We start from the raw sequence: 22,830 nt of genomic DNA, 5'->3' as shown, positions 1-22,830 counted from the left end.
CGTCCGTAGGATTGCCGGGTGAACGACGGTCCCCTCATCGTCCAGTCGGACAAGACGCTCCTGCTGGAGGTCGACCACCCCTCCGCCGCGCAGGCCCGCAAGGCGATCGCGCCCTTCGCCGAGCTCGAGCGCTCCCCCGAGCACATCCACACCTACCGGCTCACGCCCCTCGGGCTGTGGAACGCGCGGGCGGCCGGGCACGACGCCGAGCAGGTGGTCGACGCGCTGCTGACCTGGTCGCGCTACGCCGTGCCGCACGCCCTCCTCGTCGACGTCGCGGAGACCATGGGCCGCTACGGGCGACTGCGGCTGGAGAAGCACCCGGTGCACGGACTGGTGCTGTCGTCCACGGACCGCGCGGTGCTCGAGGAGGTGCTGCGCGCCAAGAAGGTCGCCGGGATGCTGGGCAACCGGATCGACGACGACAGCGTCGCGGTCCACCCGAGCGAGCGAGGCAACCTCAAGCAGGCCCTGCTGAAGCTGGGCTGGCCGGCCGAGGACTTCGCCGGCTACGTCGACGGCGAGGCGCACGCCATCGACCTCGCCGAGGACGGCTGGACGCTGCGGCCCTACCAGCGCGAGGCCGCCGAGTCGTTCTGGGAGGGCGGATCCGGGGTCGTCGTGCTGCCCTGCGGGGCCGGCAAGACCATCGTGGGGGCGGCGTCGATGGCGCACGCGGGCGCGACCACGCTGATCCTCGTCACCAACACCGTCAGCGCCCGGCAGTGGAAGGACGAGCTGGTCGCGCGCACGTCGCTGACCCCGGACGAGATCGGCGAGTACTCCGGCGCCGTCAAGGAGATCCGGCCGGTCACGATCGCGACGTACCAGGTGCTCACGACCAAGCGGAAGGGCGTCTACCCGCACCTGGAGCTGCTCGACGCCCGCGACTGGGGCCTCATCGTCTACGACGAGGTGCACCTGCTGCCGGCGCCGATCTTCCGGATGACCGCCGACCTGCAGGCCCGGCGCCGGCTGGGACTGACCGCGACCCTGGTGCGCGAGGACGGGCGCGAGGGCGAGGTGTTCTCCCTCATCGGACCCAAGCGCTACGACGCGCCCTGGAAGGACATCGAGGCGCAGGGCTGGATCGCGCCCGCAGACTGCGTGGAGGTGCGGGTCACCCTGCCCGACGGCGAGCGGCTGGCGTACGCCACCAGCGACCCGGACACGCGCTACCGGCTCGCCTCGTGCACGCACGCCAAGGTCGACGTCGTGCGCGACCTGGTCGCGCAGCACGCGGGCCAGCCCACGCTCGTCATCGGCCAGTACATCGATCAGCTGGACGAGATCGCCGCGATGCTCGACGCGCCCGTGATCAAGGGCGAGACACCGGTCCGCGAGCGCCAGCGGCTCTTCGACGCGTTCCGCTCCGGCGAGGTGGGCCTGCTGGTGGTCAGCAAGGTCGCCAACTTCTCCGTCGACCTGCCCTCCGCGGAGGTGGCCATCCAGGTCAGCGGGTCCTTCGGCTCGCGCCAGGAGGAGGCCCAGCGCCTCGGTCGGCTGCTGCGCCCGAAGACCGAGGGCCGCAGCGCCCACTTCTACACGATCGTCTCGCGCGACACCGTCGACGCCGACTTCGCCCAGAACCGGCAGCGCTTCCTCGCCGAGCAGGGCTACGCCTACCGCATCATCGACGCGGGGGACCTGTCCGGCGCGGAGTGATCGACGCGACCGCGGACGGTGGGCGTGGACGCCCCGCAACGGGGTACCGGGGCCGTCCACCCCCCACAGAAGCGGCGAGACGATGGCGAACGAACACACCGAGCGGCCGATGGCGCTCCTCGTCGACGGCCTGGCGACCTACCGGTTGGTCAAGCTGGTGCGCGACGACCGCATCACCGAGCCCGTGCGCGACGCGGTCGAGGAGCGCAACGGACCGCCGGAGAAGTCGAAGCTGACCTACCTCCTGAGCTGCCCGTGGTGCCTGTCCATCTACGCCGGTGCCGCGCTCACCCTAGCGCGGCGCCGCTGGCCGGTCGCCACCTCGCTGGTGGCGCGCCCGCTCGCGCTGTCGGCGCTGACGGGGCTCGCCACGACCCACCTGGAGTGACGAGCCACCGCCGGCGAGTCAGGCGAGCGTGCTGGCGTCGATGACGAAGCGGTAGCGCACGTCCGAGGCGAGCACGCGCTCGTAGGCCTCGTTGACCTGGTCGGCGGCGATCAACTCGACCTCCGAGACGATGCCGTGCTCGGCGCAGAAGTCGAGCATCTCCTGGGTCAGCGCGATGCCGCCGATCATGGAGCCGGCGAACGACCGGCGCCCCCCGATCAGCGACATGGCGTTGACAGGCAGCGGCTCCGGCGGCGCGCCCACGTTGACGAGCGTGCCGTCGACGGCGAGCAGGCCGAGGTAGGAGTTGACGTCGATCGCGGCACTGACCGTGTTGACGATGAGGTCGAAGCTGCCGGCGAGCGCCTCGAAGGTGTCGGGGTCGGACGTCGCGAAGTAGTGGTCGGCGCCGAGACGGAGGCCGTCCTCCTGCTTCTTCAACGACTGCGACAGCACCGTGACCTCGGCTCCGAGGGCGTGCGCGATCTTGACGCCCATGTGTCCGAGCCCGCCCAGGCCGACGATGGCGACCCGGGTGCCCGGTCCGGCGCCCCAGCGCCGCAGGGGTGCGTACATGGTGATGCCGGCACACAGCAGCGGCGCCGCTGCGGCCGGGTCCAGGCCCTCGGGCACGGTGAGCACGAAGTCGGCGTCCACGACGATGTGCGTGGAGTAGCCGCCCTGCGTGGTGGTGCCGTCGCGGTCGGTGACGGCGTAGGTGCCGATCATGCCGCGGGCGCAGTACTGCTCGTCGCCGTTGCGGCAGCTGTCGCACTCGCCGCACGAGCCCACCATGCAGCCGACGCCCACCCGGTCGCCGACGCGGTGCCGGGTCACCTCGGCACCGACCTCGGTGACCGTGCCGACGATCTCGTGGCCCGGGACGACCGGGAACGGCTGCGGGCCCCAGTCGCCGTTGACGGTGTGGATGTCGGAGTGGCAGATGCCGGCGTACTCGATCGCGATGAGCACGTCGTGGGCGCCGACCTCGCGGCGCTCGATGGTGGTGGGGGCCAGGGGCTGGCCGGCGGACGGGGCTGCGTACGCGCTCACGCGCATGAGTGACTCCTTCGGTGCACCGCGGTCGGTCCGCGGCGGGTTGGGTCCGGGTCGAGGACCCGGATCAGGGGTGCGTGACCGCCCGCAGCTCGTCGGCGAGCTCGCGCGCCTGGTCGGCGAGGCGGTCGCGGCCGGCCCTGTCGCCGGCCTCCACCGCCTGCCAGTAGCCGATCTTCAGCTCCACGTAGCGCCGGCGCAGGACCAGTCGCTCGGCCTCGACGGCCAGGTGGCGCTGCTGCTGCTCGAGCAGCTCGCGCTGCTCGGCGGCCGCGGCGGGGCCGCGCCGGTTGTTGGCCATGTACTGGCGCATGTCGCCGACGGACATCCCGGTCGCGGCCAGGCAGGACACCCAGACCAGCTGGTCGAGGTCGTCCTCGTCGTAGACGCGGTGCCCGCTGCTGGCGCCCCGGGCGATCGGCTCGATCACGCCGATCTGCTCGTAGTAGCGCAGCGTGCTCGCGGGCAGGCCGGTCAGTGCCGCTGCCTCCTTGATGGAGTAGCCGCGGGTCTCGGCGGGGATGGTCACTCCATCGACGGTAGGAACTTCGAGTACTCGAAGTCAACGCGTCGTCGAGACGGTCGGAGGCGTCACCTCCGCCGGGCTAGCCTCGAAAGCGTGAACCTTCGCGAGCGCCTCGGCACCGAGCTGTTCCACAAGGTGGCCGGACCCGACGGCCCGCGTCAGCGCGAGCGGGTGCACGGCAACCCGGGTCCGCGCTGGTTCGCGCCCGGCTCCCCCATCGCCCGGGTGCACGGCGACGCGTCGATGTTCGTCGGTGGCATCCGGGCGATCATGCTGCAGTCGCTGCACCCCGCCGCGATGCAGGGCGTGGCCGACCACTCGGGCTACCGCGGCGACATGTGGGGTCGTCTCGCGCAGGTCTCCACCTACCTCGCGATGACCACGTTCGGCACCGAGCGGGACGCCCTGCAGGTGATCGGCGCCGTGCGGCGAGCACACGAGTCGGTCACCGGCACGATGCCCGACGGGACCCCCTACGCCGCTTCCGACCCGCACCTGCTCGGCTGGGTGCACGCCGCCGAGATCGACAGCTTCCTCGCCGCGCACGACCGCTACGGGCACCGCCGCCTCGTCGGTGCGGACCGCGACGAGTACGTCGCGCAGACAGCCGTCGCGGCGCGCCACCTCGGTGTCCTCGACCCGCCGCGGACCGAGGACGAGCTGCGCGCCACCCTGACGGCGTACGGTCCCGAGCTGCGCGGCACGCCCGAGGCCCGCGACGCCATCCGGTTCCTGGTCCTGCACCCGGACCTGCCGCTGCCGGCACGGCCCGGCTACCTCTCACTGGTGGCCGCGGCCGTGGGGCTCCTGCCCGGCGAGGCCCGCCGCGAGCTGCGGCTGCCCCCGGTGCTGCCGGTGACCGACCGGGTGCTGGGCACCGCCGCCACCGTGGCCATCCGATGGGCGATGGCGCCTGCGCACGCCCACGCCCGCGAGCTCCAGCGGCAGGCCGGGACGTGACGATCAGCGAGCGGTGGCCCCTGCCCGACCACCACGACCTGCGCGACGAGCTGCTCCTGGCCTGGGACCGGCCCGGCTATCACGACCTGCTCCACCTGAGCGAGGTGCTGGACCGGCTCCAGCAGCTGGCGGAGGCCGGCGCCGCCTTCGACGCCACCACCGTCGGCCTCGCCGCCTGGTTCCACGACGCCGTCTACGACGGGGCCGAGGACGACGAGGAGCGCTCCGCCCAGTGGGCCGAGCGGGCCCTGCCTGACGCGTACGCCGCCGAGGTGGCGCGGCTCGTGCGGGTGACCGCCCACCACCAGCCCGTCGACGACGACCCCGCCGGCTGCGCGCTCAGCGACGCCGACCTGGGCATCCTCGCCGCCCCCGACGAACGCTACGACGCCTACGCGGCGGGCGTGCGCACCGACTTCGCGCACGTGGCCGACGACGACTTCCGGTCCGGCCGGGCAGCCGTGCTCGACGAGCTGGTCGCCCGCCCGCACCTGTTCCGCACGGCTCAGGGGCGCGCCCTGTGGGAGGCGGCCGCCCGCGGCAACATCGCCCGCGAGCTGGCATCGCTCCGCAACGGGTGAGGCTCAGCGGTCGGCGAGCTGGTGGTAGACGGTGAACCTGTCGTGGCGGTAGCAGGTGCGCGAGACCTCGACGATGCGGCCCTGGGACACCGCGCGCCGCGAGTGGCGCAGCACGGGGTCGCCCTCGGCGACCTCGAGGACGGCTGCCTCCTCCGCACTCGCGCGGTCGGCGCTGATCGAGTCCTCGACCTCGGTGGGACGCAGACCGCGTGCTGCCAGCGCCTCGTAGAGACTCGTCGGCGTCCCGTGCTGCAGGAAGCCCGGGAGCAGCACCTCGTTGAGGTAGGCGTCCTCGACGCAGACGACGGCCTGGTCCGCCCGGCGCAGCCGGCGCCAGTGCAGCACCGGGTCACCCGGCGAGATGTCGAGCGCGCGAGCCACGCCCGGACCGGCCTGCTCCACACGGGCGAGCAGGGTCTGGGACTCCGGGAGCATGCCGCGGCGGCGGATCTCCTCGGTGAAGGAGCTGAGCCGCCCCGGGGTCCTCGGCGGCTGCGCGACGAACGTGCCGCGTCCGGGGATGCGTTCGAGGAGACCCTCGGCGACGAGTGCGTCGAGGGCCTGGCGTACGGTCATCCGTGCCACGCCGAAGCGGGCGACGAGCTCGCGCTCGGAGGGTGCCGCCGCCCCGGGCGGCTGTGACTCGATGAGGCTCCGGACGTGCTCGCGGACCTGCACGTGCTTGAGCGCCCGCTGGCGCGGGACGACGAGGTCCGGGTGGTCCATAACCGTCAGGCTAGGACTGGGCTGGACCGGCGTCACCCGATTGACCCATTCCCTCGTAGTGCCTTGACGGATTCTTGATGTTCGAACCTCTGTTCGACGGATGCGCTACGCTGGCTCCCGTGGACTTCCAGTCGTCCCTCTTCGCCGACCGCGCCGTGGCGCCCACCGGGCTCGCCCCGCAGCGGCGCACGCTCACGCACGGCGCCTGGGTCGACGTGCAGCGCGACTGGCTGGACGACGCCGACGCAGTCTTCGCCGCGCTCGTCGAGCGGGTGCCGTGGCGTGCCGAGCGCCGGGAGATGTACGACGCCGTGGTGGACGTGCCCCGCCTCGTGCACACCTACCTCGGCGGCGACCCGCTGCCGCACCCCGCGCTCGAGCGGGCTCGTGCCGACTTGAACGAGCACTACCTCCCCGAGCTCGGCGAGCCGTTCGTCAGCGCCGGCTGCTGCTACTACCGCGACGGCCGCGACTCGGTCGCCTGGCACGGCGACACCATCGGCCGCGGGCGCAGCACCGACACGATGGTCGCCATCGTCAGCGTGGGCGACCCGCGGCGCCTGCTCCTGCGGCCTCGCGGAGGAGGCGCCTCGATCGCGCTGACGATGGGGCACGGCGACCTGGTCGTCATGGGCGGGTCCTGCCAGCGCACGTGGGAGCACGCGGTGCCCAAGGTGGCCCACTCCGGACCACGGATCTCGGTGCAGTTCCGACCGCTCAACGTGTTCTGAAGGCCTACCGCCTCACCAGTCTGCGCAGCACGACGAGCGCGGCGAGCGCCGCCGCGGCGTGCCTCCAGTACGACCGCACCAGCACCGGCAGCACCGTGCTCCCGAGGTCGAGCGCCTCGGTGGGAGCGGAGGCCTCGGTGGGGTCATCCGGATCCACAGCCGCAGCGGCCTGCTCGGACCGGGCCGGAGGCTTCGGAGCGGCGGGCGCAGCCGATGGTGCAGCCGGTGGTGCAGCCGGTGTTGCGGCTGGCGCGCCGCTCAGTGCGGTTGCGGCGCCGCGGACCGCCAGTCGCTGCTCCAGGCACGCCGCGAACTGCGCGAGCAGCTTGTCCGAGACGTCCTGCATCACCCCGCGGCCGAACTGTGCGGGCTTGCCGGTGATGGAGAGGTCGGTGTCCACCGACACCTCGGTCGAGCCGCCGGCCTCCGCCATCGACACGGTCACCGTCGCGCCCGCCGTACCGTTGCCGCGCTTGTCCTTGCCCTTGGCGTCGACGACGAAGCGATGCGCGTCGGGATCCTTGTCCACGAAGGTCCCGCTGCCGGTGTAGAGCAACGCGATCGGTCCCAGCTTGACCTTGACCGAGCCGGCGAAGGACTCGTCGTCGGCCTCGGTGACCTGGGCGCCCGGGAAGCACTCGGCCACCGAGGCGATGTCGTTGAGCTGCGCCCAGGTCGCCTCGACGCCGATGGGGACGGTGAAGCGGTGGCTCAGCTCCACGCCTGCGCCCCCGCGGCCTCGAGCACGGCCCGGCGGGTCAGCACCCGGGCGAGGTGCCGCCGGTAGTCGGCGGCGCCGTTGAGGTCGGACGGCGGGTCGGTCCCCTCCGCCGCGAGGTCCGCCGCAGCGCGTACGCCGTCCTCGGTCGCGCTGACCCCCGCCAGCGCGGCCTCCGTCGCACGGGCCCGCAGCGGCGTCGGTCCCATGTTGGTCAGGCCCACCCGCGCCTCGTCGATCGATCCCCGCACGGTGGCGGCGACGGCCACGATCGGCCACTGGTGGGCGACCCGGACGAACTTCTCGTAGTGCGCGCCCCAGCCGGTGTGCTTGGGGATGCGCACCTCGGTGAGGATCTCGTCGTCCCCGATCGCGGTCTCGAACAGCCCGACGAAGAAGTCGCTCGCCTCGACCGTGCGCGTGCCGTCGGTGCCGGCGATGACGAACTGCGCCCCCAGGGCGAGGGCCGGCGCACCCAGGTCGCCGGCGGGGTCGGCGTGGGCGAGCGCCCCGCCGAAGGTGCCTCGGTGCCGGATCTGCGCGTCGGCCACGTCAGCGGCGGCCTTGGCGACCAGGAGCGCGTGCTCGCGGACGAGCGGGTGGTCGCGCACCTCGTGGTGGGTGGTCATCGCGCCCACGACGATGGCGTCGCCCTCGTCGCGCACACCGCGCAGCGCGTCGATCCCGCCGAGGTCGATGACGACCTCGGGCGCGTTGAGCCGCATCCGCAGCACCGGGAGCAGGCTCTGCCCGCCGGCCATGATCTTCGCGTCGTCGCCGTGCTCGCCCAAGGCGGCGAGCGCCTCCTCGACCGACGTGGGGGCGACGTAGTCGAACTTCACCGGGATCACTGGGCCGCTCCGTCCTGGTTGAGAGCACCTTCGTCGAAGTGGGGCATCGCACCCCCTGGTGTCGGCGCATCGCCGTCGTTCGCGTGGATCGCGCGCCACACCCGCTCCGGCGTGCACGGCATCTGGATGTCGCGGACGCCGAGGTGGCGTACGGCGTCGACGACCGCGTTGACCACGGCCGGTGTCGAGGCGATGGTGCCCGCCTCGCCGACGCCCTTGGTGCCGAGGGTGTTGGTGGTGCACACGCTCGGGTCGTCGGCGTGCACGACGTCGAACGAGATCGTGTCGGCCGACGTCGGCAGCAGGTAGTCCACGAAGGAGCCGCTGACCAGCGTCCCGGACTCGTCGTGGACCGCCTCCTCCCACAGGGCCTGCGCGATCCCCTGCACCAGGCCGCCGTGCACCTGGCCGGCCACGATCAGCGGATTGATGATCGTGCCGATGTCGTCGCAGCAGGTGTACTTGCGCATCGAGACCTTGCCGGTCTCGGTGTCGACCTCCATCGCGCACAGGTGCGTGCCGTGCGGGTAGTTGAAGTTAACCGGGTCGTACGTCGCGTCGGCGTCGAGGCTCGGCTCCATGTCTTCGGGGTAGTCGTGCGCCGCGAACGCCGCGGTGGCGAGCTCCTGGATCGCGATGCCCTGGTCGGTGCCCCGGACGGTGAACCGCCCGCCGGCGTAGTCGAGGTCGTCCTCACTCGCCTCGAGCAGGTGCGCGGCCAGGCGCGTGGCCTTCTCGACGACCTTGTCGACGGCCTTGACGAGGGCTTCCCCGCCCACCACCAGCGAGCGCGACCCGTAGGTGTCCAGCCCCCGCGGCGCGACCTGCGTGTCGCCGTGCAGCACCTCGACGTCCTCGAAGGGCACGCCGAGCCGGTCCGCGACGATCTGGCTGAACGCCGTCTCGTGGCCCTGTCCGTGGGCGCTGGCGCCGGTGACGATCTCCACCTTGCCGGTGGCCAGCATCCGCACGCTCGCGTGCTCCCATCCGCCGGCTCCGTAGTCGAGGCTGCCGAGCACCCGGCTGGGGGCCAGGCCGCACATCTCGGTGAAGGTCGAGACGCCGATGCCGAGCTGCACCCGGTCCCCGCGCTCGCGCCGCTCGCGCTGCTCGGCGCGCAGGGCGTCGTAGCCGAAGACCTCCTTGGCCCTCGCGGTCGCGGCCTCGTAGTTGCCGGTGTCGTACTCCAGCCCGGCCACCGTGGTGAAGGGGAACTCCTCGTGCGTGATCCAGTTGCGCTCGCGGATCTCGAGCGGGTCGACGCCCACCTCGGCCGCCAGCTCGTCCATCATGCGCTCGATCGCGTACGTCGCCTCCGGCCGGCCGGCGCCGCGGTAGGCGTCGGTCCAGGTGCTGTTGGTCAGCACGGTCTGGCACTCGAAGCGGTAGGCGGGGAACTTGTAGATGGCGTTGAACATGAAGGCGCCGAGCACCGGCACGCCACCGCCGACGAGCGAGACGTAGGCACCGAGGTCGGCGTCGAGGTGCACCTTGAACCCGGTGACCCTGCCGTCCCGGTCGGCCGCGAGCGTCAGCGTCTGCACCTGGTCGCGGCCGTGGTGGGCGGCCATCAGGCTCTCGCTGCGGGTCTCGGTGTACTTCACCGGCTTGGACAGCCGGCGGGCCACCGCCCACGTGATCCACTCCTCCGGGGTCGTCTGGAGCTTGCCGCCGAAGCCGCCGCCGACGTCGGGGGCGACGACGCGGATCTTCGACTCCGGCACGCCGGTGGTGGCCGCCAGCGCGAACCGCAGGATGTGCGGGATCTGGGTGGCCGACCACATGGTGAGCTGCTCCCCGGTGGGGTCCACCACGACGCTGCGCGGCTCCATGAACGCCGGGATGAGGCGCTGCTGGCGGTACTCGCGCTCGATCACGATGCCGTCGGCCCGGGCCTGGGCGATGGCGGCCTCGACGTCGCCGCCGGTGCCGGCCTCGGCTGAGTCGAAGACCCACAGCGCCGACTTGTTGGTGCCCAGCTCGGGGTGGGCGAGCACCGTGTCCTCCAGGGCCTTCTTGATGCCCACCACGGCCGGCTGCTCGTCGTACTCCACGTCGACGAGCTCGGCGGCGTCGCGCGCCTCCGCGGCGCTGCGGGCCACCACCACGGCGACGATCTCGCCGGCGAACGCGACGCGGTCGGCCGGCATCGGCGAGTGCGTCGGCGTCTTCTGCTCCGGGGTGATCGGCCACGCGTTGATGTTCACGCCGAGCTCGTCGCCGAAGTCCTTGCCGCTCAGCACGGCCACCACGTTGGGGGACGCCTTCGCCTCCTCGACGTCGATGGAGGTGATGGTGGCGTGGGCGAAGGGGCTGCGCACCATCGCCAGGTGCAGCATGCCGGGCAGGGTGATGTTGTCGGTCCAGCGGGTGCGGCCGGTGATCAGCCGCTGGTCCTCCTTGCGGCGGCGGTCCCGCCCGATCTCCTGGGCCGGACGGTCCTGGGTGGCGGTCATGCGCGTGCACCTCCCTCGGCGGCGTGCAGGACGCTCTTGACGATGTTGTGGTAGCCGGTGCAGCGGCACAGGTTGCCCTCCATGCCGAGGCGCACCTCCTCCTCGGTCGGGTGCGGGTTCTCGGCCAGCAGGTCGACGGCCTGCATGATCATGCCGGGCGTGCAGAACCCGCACTGCAGGCCGTGGCACTCGCGGAACGCCTCCTGGACCGGGTGCAGCTCACCCTCGACGGTGTCGGCCAGCCCCTCGATCGTGGTCACGCTGCGACCGTCGGCCTGCACGGCGAGCACGTTGCACGACTTCACGCTGGTGCCGTCGAGGTGGACGGTGCACGCGCCGCAGTTCGAGGTGTCGCAGCCGATCACGGTCCCGGTCTTGCCGAGCTTCTCGCGCAGGTACTGCACCAGCAGCATCCGCGGCTCCACGTCGTCGGAGACCGCGGCTCCGTCGACGGTGAGGTGGATCTTCGTCATCGAGCGCCTCCGGGCGTGTGAGGGGGGTCACTGGCGCCGACGCTAGGACGCCCTGGTTGGTCGACGGTTGGGCGCCGTGCCCCCCTCCCCACGCCCGGAGGCCCTGCTCAGTAGCGCAGCACGACTCCCTTGGGGGTCTCGCTCAGCACCTTGGCCGACACGAGCACGTCGCCGCCGGCCCACTCCACCGCGGCCGGCATCGGCACCTGTGCCCACGTCCGGACCCGCGTGCTGCCCGCCTTGATGCGCGAGACCTGGCCGCCGAACAGCTGGGCGACGTAGACGTCGCCGTTGCCGGCCACCGCCACGCCCGTCGCGCCGGCGAAGCCTGTGGCGACCGGCCGGACCTCGCCGGTGCGCGCCTTGACCTTGACCACAGCGCCGTTGGCGCCGGTGCTGCCGTCCTCCGGGCCGCCGGGCAGGAGCGAGACGTAGAGCCAACCGCCCTTGCCCACCTCGACGTCGGTCGGCACCGGCTCGAAGCCGTAGCTGTGCCCGACGGTGCACGCGGGCAGCCCGTTGGCCTGCGCCGCCTCGGCGGTGATGGTCACCGGCACCGGCGGCAGGACCGCGACGGTCGACACCTTGCCCCTGGCGCTCACGCCCAGGATGGTGTTGCCGGCCGCGTCGGCGACGTACGTCGTCCCCCGGTGCACCGCCGTGCCGTAGGGGTGCGACTCGAGGATCCCGGTGTAGGTCGCCGGGACCTCCTCGGGGATCTGGGCGGCGCACGCCGGGTCGAGGTCGCTGAATCCGTACGCCTGGTCGCCGTCGGGGTTCTTGGTGCGCTCGTGCTTCCAGAGGTCGGCCAGCTTGGTCGGTCGAGCGCCGGGGCGCATCGTCCACAGCGCGGTCCGCTTGCCCTTGGTGGTGGCCAGCCGCAGCATGCCGCCGGCCTCCGACAGCGCACCGACCTCGGTGCCCTTGGGGGCCTGGAAGACGACCTGCGGCCTGCGGCCCGGCTCGATGGCGGTCAGCATGCCGGCGAAGTTCTGGCTGACGTAAGCGGTGCCGTTGCCGGCGACCACCATGCTGAGTGGTGAGACGAGCCTCGTCGCCACCTTCGTGGGCTCGGGGGCCGGTGCGGCACCCGCCGAGGCAGCGCCGAGCAGGCTGCCCGCGAGCAGGGTGACCACCCCGGCAGTCATCCCGAAACGTGTCGTGACCATGCATTCTCCTTGGACGTGGCCGCACCCTCCCTCGGTGCGACACCTCGTCGCAGGATCCATGCCCGCGGCGCGTGGTGCGCGCCTGCGACCCCCTTTACCGAAGATCGGGCACGCGTCAGCGTGCGCTGGCCAGCTTGCCCTTGAGCAGTGGCCCGACCGGGTGGTGCACGGGCAGGGACGCCAGGCACGCCTCGAGGACCGCGGTGTCGTAGGGAGCGAGGTCGCTGTAGCGCAGCACCGCGTCGGGGTCGGGATCGGCCAGGAGGGCCTCGCGGACGCTGACTGCGAGGAACTCGCCCATCTGCACGAGTGCGGGCGAGTCGGTGCCGGGCAGCAGGTCGCCTCCGTAGGCCCGCACCGCCGCGCGTACGTCGCCGCGCCGCAGCAGCCGCTGCACCTCCTCGACGTCGGTGACGACCGGCATGGTGAGCCGGTACGGCCGCGAGGAGAGCTGGCCGGCGAGCGCCGAGCGCAGGTGCGACACCTCGGCCTTGAGGGTGGAGGTGGTCACCGCGGCGTCGCCGTAGAGCAGCGCGTGGAGGTGCTCGACCGACAACCCGCCGGGATGCAGCGCCAGGAGGGCCAGGATCTCGGTCTGGCGGCGGTTGAGCAGCAGGCGCTGGCCGTCGAGCCACACCTCGGCGGTGCCGAGGAGGGTGAGGGTGAGGCCGGGCTCGCTCGGCGCGGAGCCGCCGGCCGGGACCGTACGCCGGTCCGCGGGTAGCGCGCCCTCGATCAACCGGGCCATCACCCGCGCCGTGGCGAGGCCGATCGGGTGGCTGCGGTCCCACGTCGTCGACAGGTCGATCACGCCGAGGGAGCGGCCCGTGACCGGGTCGAACACCGGCGCGGCCCAGCAGACCCAGTTGTGGACGACCTCGGCGTAGTGCTCGGCGCCGAACACCATGGCCGGCGCCGCCGTGCGCCCGGCGATGGCGAGCGCGTTGGTGCCCACGCTCGCCTCGTCCCAGCACCCGCCGGGCACGAAGTTGACGGTCTCGGCCTTGCGGCGCATCACCCGCCCGCCGTACGTCCACAGGATCCGCGTCTGCTCGTCGGTGACCGCGATCACCAGGTCGCCGTCCTCGGCCGTGCGGCGCAGCTCGTCCTGCACCCGCTCGACCGCCGTCTGCAACGGCGACGCCTTCCAGAAGTCGGCCGTGTCCGCCTCGTCGGCCAGCGGGGCCTGGGGCACCGACGGCGACACGACGTGGGACAGCTGCCAGCTGCGGAGGATCTCCGGCCGGACCGCCTCGGCCTGCTCGTCCCCGTCGGAGACGAACCGCGTCCAGGCGCGCACGGCGCTCACCCTGCGGTCGTGCAGGTCGTGGTCGGTCATGTCGGCTCCCCGGGTGCTCGCGGCCAACCTAGCCTGCGGTCGGGGCGTGCGACAGGGTGTGCGAGGTCGAGCCGTCAGCCGTCGTGGTGGATGCGCCCCTGCGTGGCGGCCAGCCGCTCCCCGGAGCCGCCCCAGCGCCGCGCCACGATCTCCGCGGCGATGGAGACCGCCGTCTCCTCGGGCGTGCGGGCGCCCAGGTCGAGTCCGATCGGGCTGGACAGGCGCGCCAGCTCCGCGTCGGTGACGCCGGCCGCGCGGAGGCGATCCACCCGGTCCTCGTGGGTGCGCCGAGAGCCCATCGCGCCGACGTACGCCACGGCCGGCAGCCGGAGCGCCACCTCGAGCAGCGGCACGTCGAACTTCGGGTCGTGGGTCAGCACCGCCAGCACGGTGCGGCCGTCGACCCGCCCGGCCTCGACCTCGGCCTGCAGGTAGCGGTGCGGCCAGTCTACGACGACCTCGTCGGCACGGGGGAAGCGCGACGCGGTGGCGAACACGGGCCGGGCGTCGCAGACGGTCACGCGGTAGCCGAGGAAGGAGCCGACCTCGGCCACCGCGGCCGCGAAGTCGATCGCTCCGAACACCAGCATGCGCGGCTTCGGGGCGAAGCCCCACACGAAGACCCGCATCCCCTCGCCGCGGCGCTCGCCGTCGGGGCCGTAGGTGAGCGTGGCGTCGGTGCCGGCCGCCAGCAGGCCGAGGGCGTCGTCGCGCACCGCCGCGTCGGCCCGCGTGGAGCCCAGACCGCCCTCGGACGCGGCGTCGGGCCGGATGACCATCCGACGACCGACCCGGGTCGGGTCGGGGTGCTCGATGACGGTCGCGAGGGCGACCGGACGTCCCGCTGCGACGTCGGCGGCGATGGCCCCCAGCTGGGGGAACGTCGCGCGGGACACCTGCTCGACGAAGACGTCGAGGATCCCGCCGCAGGTGAGCCCGACGGCGAACGCGTCGTCGTCCGACACGCCGTACCGCTCCAGCACGGGGGTCCCGGAACCCGCCACGGCCTGCGCCAGCTCGTACACCGCGCCCTCGACGCAGCCGCCGGACACCGAGCCGACCGCGGTCTCGTCGGGACCGACCAGCATCGAGGCGCCGGGGGGTCGCGGCGCGGAGCGGAACGTCGCCACGACCGTGCCGACGCCGATCGTCTCGCCGGCCTCCCACCACGCCATCAGCTCGGGAAGGACGTCACGCACGCGCGATCACCTCCGTCAGGTCGGCGAACGTGGCCAGCGAGTGGCCGGCGAGGAAGTCGTCGCAGTGCGGCAGGGCTGCCACGACGCCGCCCTGGAGCGGCTCGTAGCCGGCCTTGCCGCGGTGCGGGTTGACCCACACAACACGGTGCGCGATGCGCTGCAGGCGCGCCATCTGGGCGCCGAGCAGGCCCGCGTCACCGCGTTCCCACCCGTCGCTGAAGACGACCACGACCGCGCCGCGGGCCATGCCGCGCTGGCCCCAGCGGTCCAGGAACACCTGCAGGGTCTCCCCGAGCCGCGTCCCGCCGGACCAGTCCGGCACGACCTCCCCGGCGGCGCCGACGGCTCGGTCCGCGTCGACCGAGCGCAGCGCGCGGGTCACGTGGGTGAGGCGGGTCCCGACCGTGAAGGTCTCGACCGCGGCGCCCGCGGCGCGACCGGACTGGGTGAGCCGGTGGGCCAGGCGCAGCAGGGCGTCGGCGTACGCACTCATGGAGCCGCTCACGTCGACCAGCAGCACCACCCGGCGCGGACGGGTGCCGCGCCGACGCCACGCGACCTCGGCGGGCTCGCCGAGGTGGCGCAGCGAGCTGCGCAGGGTGCGCGGCGCGTCGAGGCGCCCGCGGTGCCATGCGCGATGACGGGCCGTACGACGTCGGGGCGGGCGCAGCGACAGCCGGTCGAACATCGCGGCCAGCCGTCGCCGCTCGGCGGCGTCGAGCGACGCGACGTCGCGGTGGCGCAGCACCTCCGCCGCCGAGGCGGCTGCGCGCACGACGTCCTCCTCGCCCGGGTCGGACGCACCCGCGCCCTCCGCGTCGGGCAGCAGGTGTGCCGTCGAGGGGCGCGAGCTGTCCCGGCGGTGGGTGCGTGGCAGCGCGTCGCGCGGGTCGAACCACGCGGCGAAGACCCGGTCGTAGCGCTCCAGGTCGTCGGGCGAGGCGCACAGGGTGGCCCGGCCGGCCCAGTAGGTCGTCTGCCGGTCACCGGCGCCGAGGGTCGCGACGGCGGTGAGGAAGGTCTGCGCACGGTCCTGGGTGACCGGGACCCCCGCGGCCCGCACCGCCCGGGTGAAGCCGAGCATCACCTCGTCCGCCGAGTGCAGCACCGTGCTCACCTCACCGTCATCCGATCGAGCGCGACCCGGACCCGGTCGGCGTCCTCGCGGTACTTCACCAGCGCGCCCAGCGTCGCCGCCGCAGCCGCCAGGTCGAGCTCGGCGCTTCCCAGGTGGCTCAGGGCGCGGGCCCAGTCGAGCGTCTCGGCGACCCCCGGCGGTTTGAGCAGGTCGTCCCTGGTCCGGAGCTGCTGCACGAGGTCGACCACCTGGCGGGCCAGCACCTCGCCCACCTCCGGGGCCCGCGAGCGCACGATGCGCACCTCGCGCTCCAGGGTGGGGTGCTCGATCCAGTGGTAGAGGCACCGCCGCTTGAGCGCGTCGTGCAGCTCGCGGGTGCGGTTGGAGGTGAGCACGACGAGCGGCGGCTCGGGCGCGGTGACCGTGCCGAACTCCGGGATCGTGACCTGCCAGGTCGACAAGACCTCGAGCAGGAACGCCTCGAACTCGTCGTCGGCGCGGTCCACCTCGTCCACGAGGAGCACCGCCGGAGCCTGGCGCAGCGCGGCGAGCACGGGTCGCGCCAGCAGGAACCGCTCGTCGTACAGGCTCTTCTCCGCCGCGTCGGAGTCCACCCGGCCGGCAGCCTCGAGGGCGCGCAGGTGCAGGATCTGGCGCGGGAAGTCCCAGTCGTACAGCGCCTGGCTGGCGTCGATCCCCTCGTAGCACTGCAGCCGCACCAGCGGGAGGCCGAGGCCCTGCGCCAGCGCCTCGGCGAGGGCGGTCTTGCCGGTGCCGGGCTCTCCCTCGAGCAGCAGCGGGCGCTGCATCCGCGCGGCGAGGAAGACGATCGTGGCCAGCTCCTCATCGGCGAGGTATCCGGTCGCGCCGAGCCGGGCGACGACATCGGCGGCGGAGTCCATGGCGCTCAGGCTACGACTCACGACGTTGGTCGGGCGTTGGGTCGCGTCAGCGGCGCGAGTCCACGTCGCGCCCGGTGGCCAGGTCGCCGCACTCGACGAGCGCCACCTCCCGCGCAGCGAGGTAGTCGCGCGCCCCCCGGTCGCCGGTCGCCGTGTCCGCGACACCCGCCCAGTGACGGCGTCCCAGCAGCACCGGGTGCCCCGGGACCCCTCCGTACGCCGCTCGCGCCAGGTCGTCGGGCCCGCGGGCCGAGGCGCAGAGCCGGGCGACGACGCCCGCGTCGACGTCAGGGAGGTCGACGAGCGAGACGAGCGCCACGTCGTGGTCGGTCGGCGCGAGCGCTCGGAGCCCCGCTCGCAGGGAGGCGCCCATGCCCTCGGACCAGTCCTCGGCACGGACCCGTGCGACGGACATCGGAAGGAGGGCGGCGGCGAGCTCAGCCTCGGCGCCCACCACCACGACGATCTCAGCGCACGGCCGCAGCGCCTGCACGGCCCGCAGCAGCCAGGACGTGCCGTCGTCGTCGCGCGCCAGCGCCTTGGGGCCGCCGAACCGCCTCCCGGCCCCGGCGGCGAGGAGCAGCCCGACGACCGACGTCACTGCGAGAAGGCCTCCGCGTACATCGCCTCCAGCTCCGGGGTGCGCTCGGCGGTGAAGCCGCAGAGCGTGACCCGGTCACCGTCGGCGCTCACGAGGTACGACGAGCCCTGCTCGAAGTCGACCGCCATGAGCAGGTCCTGGAGGTCGTCGCTCGGCGCCTCGACCGTGACCTCGGCGGCCTCGTCACCGGCGTACCACTCGTCGACGGTGAGGGTCGCGGTGCCGTCGTCGAGGGACGTGACCGTGCCGGCGAAGGCGGTGTCGAAGGTGGCGAGCGTCTCCGCGGACGGGACCGCGCACTTGCCGGCCGCCGACGCGTCCGCGGTCAGGCTCAGCGTGTCGCCCGCGTCCTCGGAGCCGGTCTCGGTGCCGGCCTCGGTGCTCATCGTCGGGCTCGACGCAGCCGGGGAGTCGCCGGCACCGTCGGTGCGGTCGTCGGCTCCGCAGGCGGCGAGGCCGGCCACGGCGATCAGGGATACGACGAGGCGGGGGACGATGCGGGGTCGGCTGGTGTTCACGGTTCCTCCTGCTGGTGCGGGGCCGGTGCGGTCACCGTGCCACACCGCTTGGACGCCTGCGGGCGCGGGCCCGTTCCGCCTCAGGCGTCGTCGTCCTCCTCGATCTTGCGCTTCAGCCGCCCCATCCCGGGGATCTTGCCGAGGAGCTCGTTGAGCTCGCGCGAGACGTCGAGCATCTCGTGCAGGTCGGGGGCGACCGAGCCGAGGGTCGCCAGCACCGGGAGCACGTCACGCTCGAACTGCTCGGTCAGGGCAGGCAGGTGGTCGACCAGGCGCACCAGAGCGGCGACCTCGTCGGGGTGCGTGGTGTCGGCCAGGGTCTCGAGGGTGGGCTGCAGCGCCGTGAGCGACGGCTCGAGGCTGTCGAGGAGGCTCACGGCCCGTCCCACGAGGGCGGCCGCGTCGTCGGCCACCTCCCCGACGCGGTCGATCTGCTTCTGCGCATCATCAGCCACCGTGCCCACGCGATCGATCTGCTTCTGCGCATCATCAGCCACCGTGCCCACGCGATCGATCTGCTTCTGCGCATCATCAGCCACCGTGCCCACGCGGTCGATCTGCGTCCGCGCATCGTCAGCCACCGTGCCCACGCGGTCGATCTGCGTCCGCGCATCGTCGGCCACCGCGCCCACCCGGTCGATCTGCTTCTGCGCGTCGTCCACGACCCGCGAGACCCGCGCCACCTCGACGGTCGCCGCCTCGGCCACCGCATCGACCCGGTCGATCGTGGCGGAGGCCCGGGCGAGCAGGGCCTCGGCCTGGTCCAGCAGCGCCAGGGCGCGGGGCACCGCCCCGATCAGGGCCTCCACCTGCTCGCCGCCCCTCTCGAACGCGGAGATCAGGTCACGAGGTCCGGGCACGGGCAGACGCATGCGTCCTTCCTACCAGCGAGGTCCCCGGAGTGGCCGGGACGCAGCAGGGCCCCCGCCGGAGCGGGGGCCCTGCTGGTGGTGCTGTGTGGTGGGAGCCGGACTCAGAAGTCCATGCCGCCCATGCCGCCCATGTCGCCGCCGCCGGGCACGGCGGGCGCCTTCTCGGGCTTGTCGGCCACGACGGCCTCGGTGGTGAGGAACAGCGCGGCGATCGACGCGGCGTTCTGCAGCGCCGAGCGGGTCACCTTGGCGGGGTCGATGATGCCCTCGGCGATCATGTCGACGTAGTCGCCGGTGGCCGCGTTGAGGCCGTGGCCGGCCTCCAGGTTGCGGACCTTCTCCGACACGACGCCACCCTCGAGACCGGCGTTGACGGCGATCTGCTTGAGGGGAGCCTCGATGGCGACCTTGACGATGTTGGCACCCGTGGCCTCGTCGCCGGCCAGGTCGAGCTTGGCGAACGCCTGGGCACCAGCCTGGACGAGAGCGACGCCACCGCCGGCGACGATGCCCTCCTCGACCGCGGCCTTGGCGTTGCGCACCGCGTCCTCGATGCGGTGCTTGCGCTCCTTGAGCTCGACCTCGGTGGCCGCGCCGACCTTGATGACGGCCACGCCGCCGGCGAGCTTGGCGAGGCGCTCCTGCAGCTTCTCGCGGTCGTAGTCGGAGTCCGACTTCTCGATCTCGGCGCGGATCTGGTTGACCCGGCCCTCGATCTGACCCTGGTCGCCGGCACCCTCGACGATGGTGGTCTCGTCCTTGGTGATGACGACCTTGCGGGCCTGGCCGAGCAGCTCGAGACCGGCCGACTCCAGCTTGAGGCCGACCTCCTCCGAGATGACCTGGCCACCGGTGAGGATGGCGATGTCCTGCAGCATGGCCTTGCGGCGGTCACCGAAGCCCGGGGCCTTGACGGCCACGGAGCGGAAGGTGCCCTTGATCTTGTTGACGACCAGGGTCGACAGCGCCTCGCCGTCGACGTCCTCGGCGATGATCAGCAGCGGCTTGCCGGACTGCATGACCTTCTCCAGCAGCGGGAGCAGGTCCTTGACCGTCGACACCTTGGAGTTGGCGATGAGGACGTAGGGGTCCTCCAGCACGGCCTCCATGCGCTCGAGGTCGGTGGCGAAGTAGGCGGAGATGTAGCCCTTGTCGAACCGCATGCCCTCGGTCAGCTCGAGGTCCAGCCCGAAGGTGTTGGACTCCTCGACCGTGATGACGCCTTCCTTGCCGACCTTGTCCATCGCCTCGGCGATGATCTCGCCGACGGTGGTGTCAGCCGCGGAGATCGACGCGGTGGACGCGATCTGCTCCTTGGTCTCCACGTCCTTGGCCATGGCGAGCAGCTGCTCGGACACGGCGGACACTGCGGCCTCGATGCCGCGCTTGAGACCCATCGGGTTCGCGCCGGCCGCGACGTTGCGCAGACCCTCGCGGACCATGGCCTGGGCCAGGACGGTGGCCGTCGTCGTGCCGTCGCCGGCGACGTCGTCGGTCTTCTTGGCGACCTCCTTGACCAGCTCGGCGCCGATCTTCTCGTAGGGGTCCTCCAGCTCGATCTCCTTGGCGATCGAGACACCGTCGTTGGTGATCGTGGGGGCGCCCCACTTCTTCTCCAGGACGACGTTGCGGCCCTTGGGGCCGAGGGTGACCTTGACCGCGTCGGCGAGGGTGTTCATACCCCGCTCGAGGCCGCGGCGGGCCTCCTCGTTGAAAGCAATCAGCTTCGGCATAACTCTTCGCGATTCCTGTCGACGTGAGTTCTGTGGGCACGACACCTGGCGGGCTGCCCGCGACGGACGATCCGCTCCGCCGGCGATCCATTCACGCCGCCTTCGCAGACCTCAGCGTCGCCTGGGTCGTTGTCACTCTCGTGACGAGAGTGCCAACCTCATGTTTAGCACTCGACCCCGGAGAGTGCAAACGCCGCCCCGGTTGACCCGGGGCGGCGTTCGACAGCGTGCGCCCCTACGGCAACCTGACGAGCTTGACGCCCTTGCTGACCTGCGAGAGCGCCGTGAGGAAGATGTTCCGGAAGTCCGAGCCACGGGCTGAGCAGAAGAAGTAGTCTCCGTCGGCATTCTCTAGAGGAGCGTCGGTGGACGAGCACGAGTTGGCCGTGCTCGGCCCCGAAGGTCCATGCGATGCCGCCTCAGCGAGAACGTCCCGCGTCAAGCGACCGCCGCTCTCGCATCGCGCTGTGGTCGCATCCCCGAACCCGATCGTCATGACCAGGATGCCGTGGTCCTTGGCGCTCTGGGCAGCCTTGACGAGGTTCGCGCAGGCATCTCCTCCGTCGGTCTTTCGCGGGTCCCCCGAGACCGTCACCGAATTGCTGGCGCTGGTCGAGACCTTCTCGTTGGGCTGGCCGTCGGTCTCGAAGATGATGACCTTCCGGACCTCCCCAGGCCGCGGGTTGGACGAGCTCAGACTCGCCAGGTTGCTCGAGCTGAAGCCGAGGAGCTTGCGCGCCGCCTCCTTCATCGGTGCCGCCAAGTGAGTGCCGTAGTCGGCGTCCGATGAGGTGAGGCAGTCGATGGCCTTGTAGACCGGGTCCGTTGTCTTCCACGCTCGGGCGCCGGGAGCCCCGGTGACGTAGTCGTTGCTGAAGTCCGTGGGCACCCAGGTGCCACGATTCATGTCGGCCTCGTCGAGCGGGTTCCGCCGGTCCGGCGTGGGGATGCTGTAGGCGCCCGAGACGCAGCCCGAGACCGTCTCGCTCTTGTGAATCGTGCCCAGCGCCAGGAAGTGCATGCTGGGATCCATCTCCTTGAGCATGTCCTTGATGGCCGTCTTCATGGCTGAGCGGTCCCCGCTGGACAGGCTCAGCGTGCGGTCAGCCACGACGACGACGTCCAAGGGGTTCGGCGACTCGGCTCCGCAGGACCCCTTGCACGCCGCAGATGCCACCGACCCGGTCGAGCCGAAGCTCCGGTCGAAGATGTTGGCGAAGCCGAAGGGCACCTTCTTCTCCGCCACCACCTCCACGGTGTTGCAGTGGGTGGTCGTGCTCGGTGCGCACGGGATCTTGCAGATGGCGCCGTTGCAGCGCAGGTCGGGGTACTTGGAGGTTGTGTAGGGGGCGGGTCCGGGGTTGCAGGTGCTTGGGATCTGCGAGGTCTGCACGGCCGGAGGCGTCGTGCCCGTCGAGGCCACGACGCACCACAGCCGCACTTCGGGGTTGTGCTCCGTCATGTCGTAGGTGAGGTCCGGATCGTTGGAGAGCGCCATGTCGCGAGCCGCCTTGATCGCGGTGGCTCCGTCACCAGGCATGGCGTACGCCCCCGCGTGCGCCGCCGAGTCAACGGCGTCGTGCAGCTTCTGCCGCTCCATCGCCAGCATGCCGATGTCGATGGCGAGAGCCGCCATGCCGAAGATCACCACCGTCAGAAGCGCGGTCATCACCGCGATGGCCCCGTCGTCGCCACGCTCACGAACTGCGCGCATCATTCGATCCTCATCCGGTTGGTCTTGGAGATCTGGAGGACGTCGTCGGCATCGATGAGCTCCGCGACCGGCGTCAGCCATTCATGGGTGAAGGTCACGGACACGATGGCGATGCCGCCGGACTCCTGCCCGCCGGTCCAGCTGGTGCAGTTCGTCGTACCGTCGGGCTTCTTGCAGCCGACCGTGATCGTGAAGGTGCCGCCGAGGTCGGACATGCCTCGCGTCACCGCGGCGCGGATCTCCGCCTCCGAAGCACCGAGGCTCGCCTCGCGCACACCTTCGCGGGCGGCGTTGTTGACGATGGCGTAGCGGTTGATGGCGAACCCGAAGTCGATGATGCCGAACAGCATCACCAGCAGGATCGGCACGACCAGCGCGAACTCCACCGCCGCAACGCCTCGGTCGTCGCGCCGCTTGCGCAAAGCCCCCACTGATGTCCCCTCGTGTTGCCCGCTGAGCGAAACTGCCCGGCGATTCCGGCAGCCGGCACTCGCGTCCGTCGAGCGCAGGGCGCCCGACCGTGACGAACGCTAGACGCCGGCCGACCAAGGATGCCTCGACCCGACGGCCGGAC

Annotated in this window: 23 protein-coding genes; 5 read left to right on the top strand and 18 right to left on the bottom strand. The window is 72.3% G+C overall.

Annotation, left to right across the window (positions count from 1 at the left end):
- Positions 1-18: 18 nt before the first annotated feature.
- The gene (locus J3P41_RS09985) at positions 19-1,665 is read left to right on the top strand and encodes a DNA repair helicase XPB (RefSeq protein WP_210650155.1); all 1,647 of its coding nucleotides are present in this window, start codon (positions 19-21) and stop codon (positions 1,663-1,665) included.
- A gap of 82 nt (positions 1,666-1,747) precedes the next feature.
- A complete protein-coding gene (locus J3P41_RS09980; RefSeq protein ID WP_210650154.1) occupies positions 1,748-2,053 on the top strand; it encodes a DUF1360 domain-containing protein in 306 nt (101 codons plus the stop codon).
- An 18-nt stretch (positions 2,054-2,071) separates the two neighbouring features.
- Here J3P41_RS09980 and J3P41_RS09975 read toward each other — a convergent pair whose 3' ends face one another.
- Together J3P41_RS09975 and J3P41_RS09970 are read right to left on the bottom strand one after the other, a co-directional pair.
- Complete coding sequence (locus tag J3P41_RS09975) at positions 2,072-3,112, bottom strand: NAD(P)-dependent alcohol dehydrogenase (RefSeq protein ID WP_210650153.1); 1,041 nt, start codon at positions 3,110-3,112, stop codon at positions 2,072-2,074.
- 64 nt (positions 3,113-3,176) lie between these two features.
- Complete coding sequence (locus J3P41_RS09970; protein ID WP_210650152.1) at positions 3,177-3,638, bottom strand: MerR family transcriptional regulator; 462 nt, start codon at positions 3,636-3,638, stop codon at positions 3,177-3,179.
- A 90-nt stretch (positions 3,639-3,728) separates the two neighbouring features.
- Between J3P41_RS09970 and J3P41_RS09965 the strand changes: the two genes are divergently transcribed.
- A complete protein-coding gene (locus tag J3P41_RS09965; RefSeq protein WP_210650151.1) occupies positions 3,729-4,595 on the top strand; it encodes an oxygenase MpaB family protein in 867 nt (288 codons plus the stop codon).
- Entirely contained in the window at positions 4,592-5,176 is a 585-nt protein-coding gene (locus J3P41_RS09960; protein ID WP_210650150.1) for a hypothetical protein, read from the top strand. Before J3P41_RS09965 ends, J3P41_RS09960 begins: the two co-directional genes overlap by 4 nt.
- Before the next feature lie 3 nt (positions 5,177-5,179).
- Here J3P41_RS09960 and J3P41_RS09955 read toward each other — a convergent pair whose 3' ends face one another.
- Positions 5,180-5,902, bottom strand: a complete 723-nt coding sequence (locus J3P41_RS09955; RefSeq protein ID WP_210650149.1) for a GntR family transcriptional regulator — start codon at positions 5,900-5,902, stop codon at positions 5,180-5,182.
- 119 nt (positions 5,903-6,021) lie between these two features.
- Between J3P41_RS09955 and J3P41_RS09950 the strand changes: the two genes are divergently transcribed.
- Positions 6,022-6,633 (top strand): alpha-ketoglutarate-dependent dioxygenase AlkB, encoded by a 612-nt coding sequence (locus tag J3P41_RS09950; protein WP_307861924.1) that lies wholly within the window; start codon positions 6,022-6,024, stop codon positions 6,631-6,633.
- A gap of 4 nt (positions 6,634-6,637) precedes the next feature.
- Here J3P41_RS09950 and J3P41_RS09945 read toward each other — a convergent pair whose 3' ends face one another.
- From J3P41_RS09945 to J3P41_RS09875, 15 genes are all read right to left on the bottom strand, one after another.
- On the bottom strand, positions 6,638-7,354 hold the full coding sequence (locus J3P41_RS09945; protein WP_210650147.1) for an SRPBCC family protein: 717 nt from the start codon (positions 7,352-7,354) through the stop codon (positions 6,638-6,640).
- A complete protein-coding gene (locus J3P41_RS09940; protein ID WP_307861923.1) occupies positions 7,345-8,193 on the bottom strand; it encodes a xanthine dehydrogenase family protein subunit M in 849 nt (282 codons plus the stop codon). The genes J3P41_RS09945 and J3P41_RS09940 overlap by 10 nt, the downstream gene beginning before the upstream one ends.
- A 5-nt stretch (positions 8,194-8,198) precedes the next feature.
- A complete protein-coding gene (locus J3P41_RS09935) occupies positions 8,199-10,658 on the bottom strand; it encodes a xanthine dehydrogenase family protein molybdopterin-binding subunit (protein WP_210650145.1) in 2,460 nt (819 codons plus the stop codon).
- Positions 10,655-11,131: a (2Fe-2S)-binding protein gene (locus J3P41_RS09930; protein ID WP_210650144.1), complete on the bottom strand. Its 477-nt coding sequence runs from the start codon at positions 11,129-11,131 to the stop codon at positions 10,655-10,657. Before J3P41_RS09930 ends, J3P41_RS09935 begins: the two co-directional genes overlap by 4 nt.
- A 107-nt stretch (positions 11,132-11,238) precedes the next feature.
- Positions 11,239-12,300 (bottom strand): ScyD/ScyE family protein, encoded by a 1,062-nt coding sequence (locus J3P41_RS09925; RefSeq protein ID WP_210650143.1) that lies wholly within the window; start codon positions 12,298-12,300, stop codon positions 11,239-11,241.
- A gap of 115 nt (positions 12,301-12,415) precedes the next feature.
- A complete protein-coding gene (locus tag J3P41_RS09920; RefSeq protein ID WP_210650142.1) occupies positions 12,416-13,639 on the bottom strand; it encodes a transcriptional regulator in 1,224 nt (407 codons plus the stop codon).
- Between the two features lie 74 nt (positions 13,640-13,713).
- Positions 13,714-14,838 (bottom strand): XdhC/CoxI family protein, encoded by a 1,125-nt coding sequence (locus J3P41_RS09915; RefSeq protein ID WP_210650141.1) that lies wholly within the window; start codon positions 14,836-14,838, stop codon positions 13,714-13,716.
- Entirely contained in the window at positions 14,831-15,955 is a 1,125-nt protein-coding gene (locus tag J3P41_RS09910; protein WP_307861922.1) for a VWA domain-containing protein, read from the bottom strand. Before J3P41_RS09910 ends, J3P41_RS09915 begins: the two co-directional genes overlap by 8 nt.
- Positions 15,952-16,818: a MoxR family ATPase gene (locus J3P41_RS09905; protein WP_210650140.1), complete on the bottom strand. Its 867-nt coding sequence runs from the start codon at positions 16,816-16,818 to the stop codon at positions 15,952-15,954. Before J3P41_RS09905 ends, J3P41_RS09910 begins: the two co-directional genes overlap by 4 nt.
- Positions 16,819-16,864: 46 nt before the next feature.
- Positions 16,865-17,419, bottom strand: coding sequence for an NTP transferase domain-containing protein (locus J3P41_RS09900; protein WP_210650139.1), 555 nt, complete (start codon positions 17,417-17,419; stop codon positions 16,865-16,867).
- Positions 17,416-17,937 (bottom strand): hypothetical protein, encoded by a 522-nt coding sequence (locus tag J3P41_RS09895; RefSeq protein WP_210650138.1) that lies wholly within the window; start codon positions 17,935-17,937, stop codon positions 17,416-17,418. Before J3P41_RS09895 ends, J3P41_RS09900 begins: the two co-directional genes overlap by 4 nt.
- A gap of 80 nt (positions 17,938-18,017) precedes the next feature.
- The gene (locus tag J3P41_RS09890) at positions 18,018-18,809 is read right to left on the bottom strand and encodes a hypothetical protein (protein WP_210650137.1); all 792 of its coding nucleotides are present in this window, start codon (positions 18,807-18,809) and stop codon (positions 18,018-18,020) included.
- 101 nt (positions 18,810-18,910) lie between these two features.
- The gene (groL, locus tag J3P41_RS09885; protein WP_210650136.1) at positions 18,911-20,542 is read right to left on the bottom strand and encodes a chaperonin GroEL; all 1,632 of its coding nucleotides are present in this window, start codon (positions 20,540-20,542) and stop codon (positions 18,911-18,913) included.
- Positions 20,543-20,777: 235 nt separating this feature from the next.
- Complete coding sequence (locus J3P41_RS09880; RefSeq protein WP_210650135.1) at positions 20,778-22,256, bottom strand: TadE/TadG family type IV pilus assembly protein; 1,479 nt, start codon at positions 22,254-22,256, stop codon at positions 20,778-20,780.
- Complete coding sequence (locus J3P41_RS09875) at positions 22,256-22,642, bottom strand: TadE family protein (protein ID WP_210650134.1); 387 nt, start codon at positions 22,640-22,642, stop codon at positions 22,256-22,258. Before J3P41_RS09875 ends, J3P41_RS09880 begins: the two co-directional genes overlap by 1 nt.
- Positions 22,643-22,830: the final 188 nt, after the last annotated feature.

Origin of the sequence: Nocardioides sp. SYSU D00065 (genome assembly GCF_017916425.1) — a bacterium.
Taxonomy (GTDB): Bacteria; Actinomycetota; Actinomycetes; order Propionibacteriales; family Nocardioidaceae; genus Nocardioides.
Note: the sequence above shows the minus strand (reverse complement) of the source record. Positions and strands in the feature narration are given on the sequence as shown.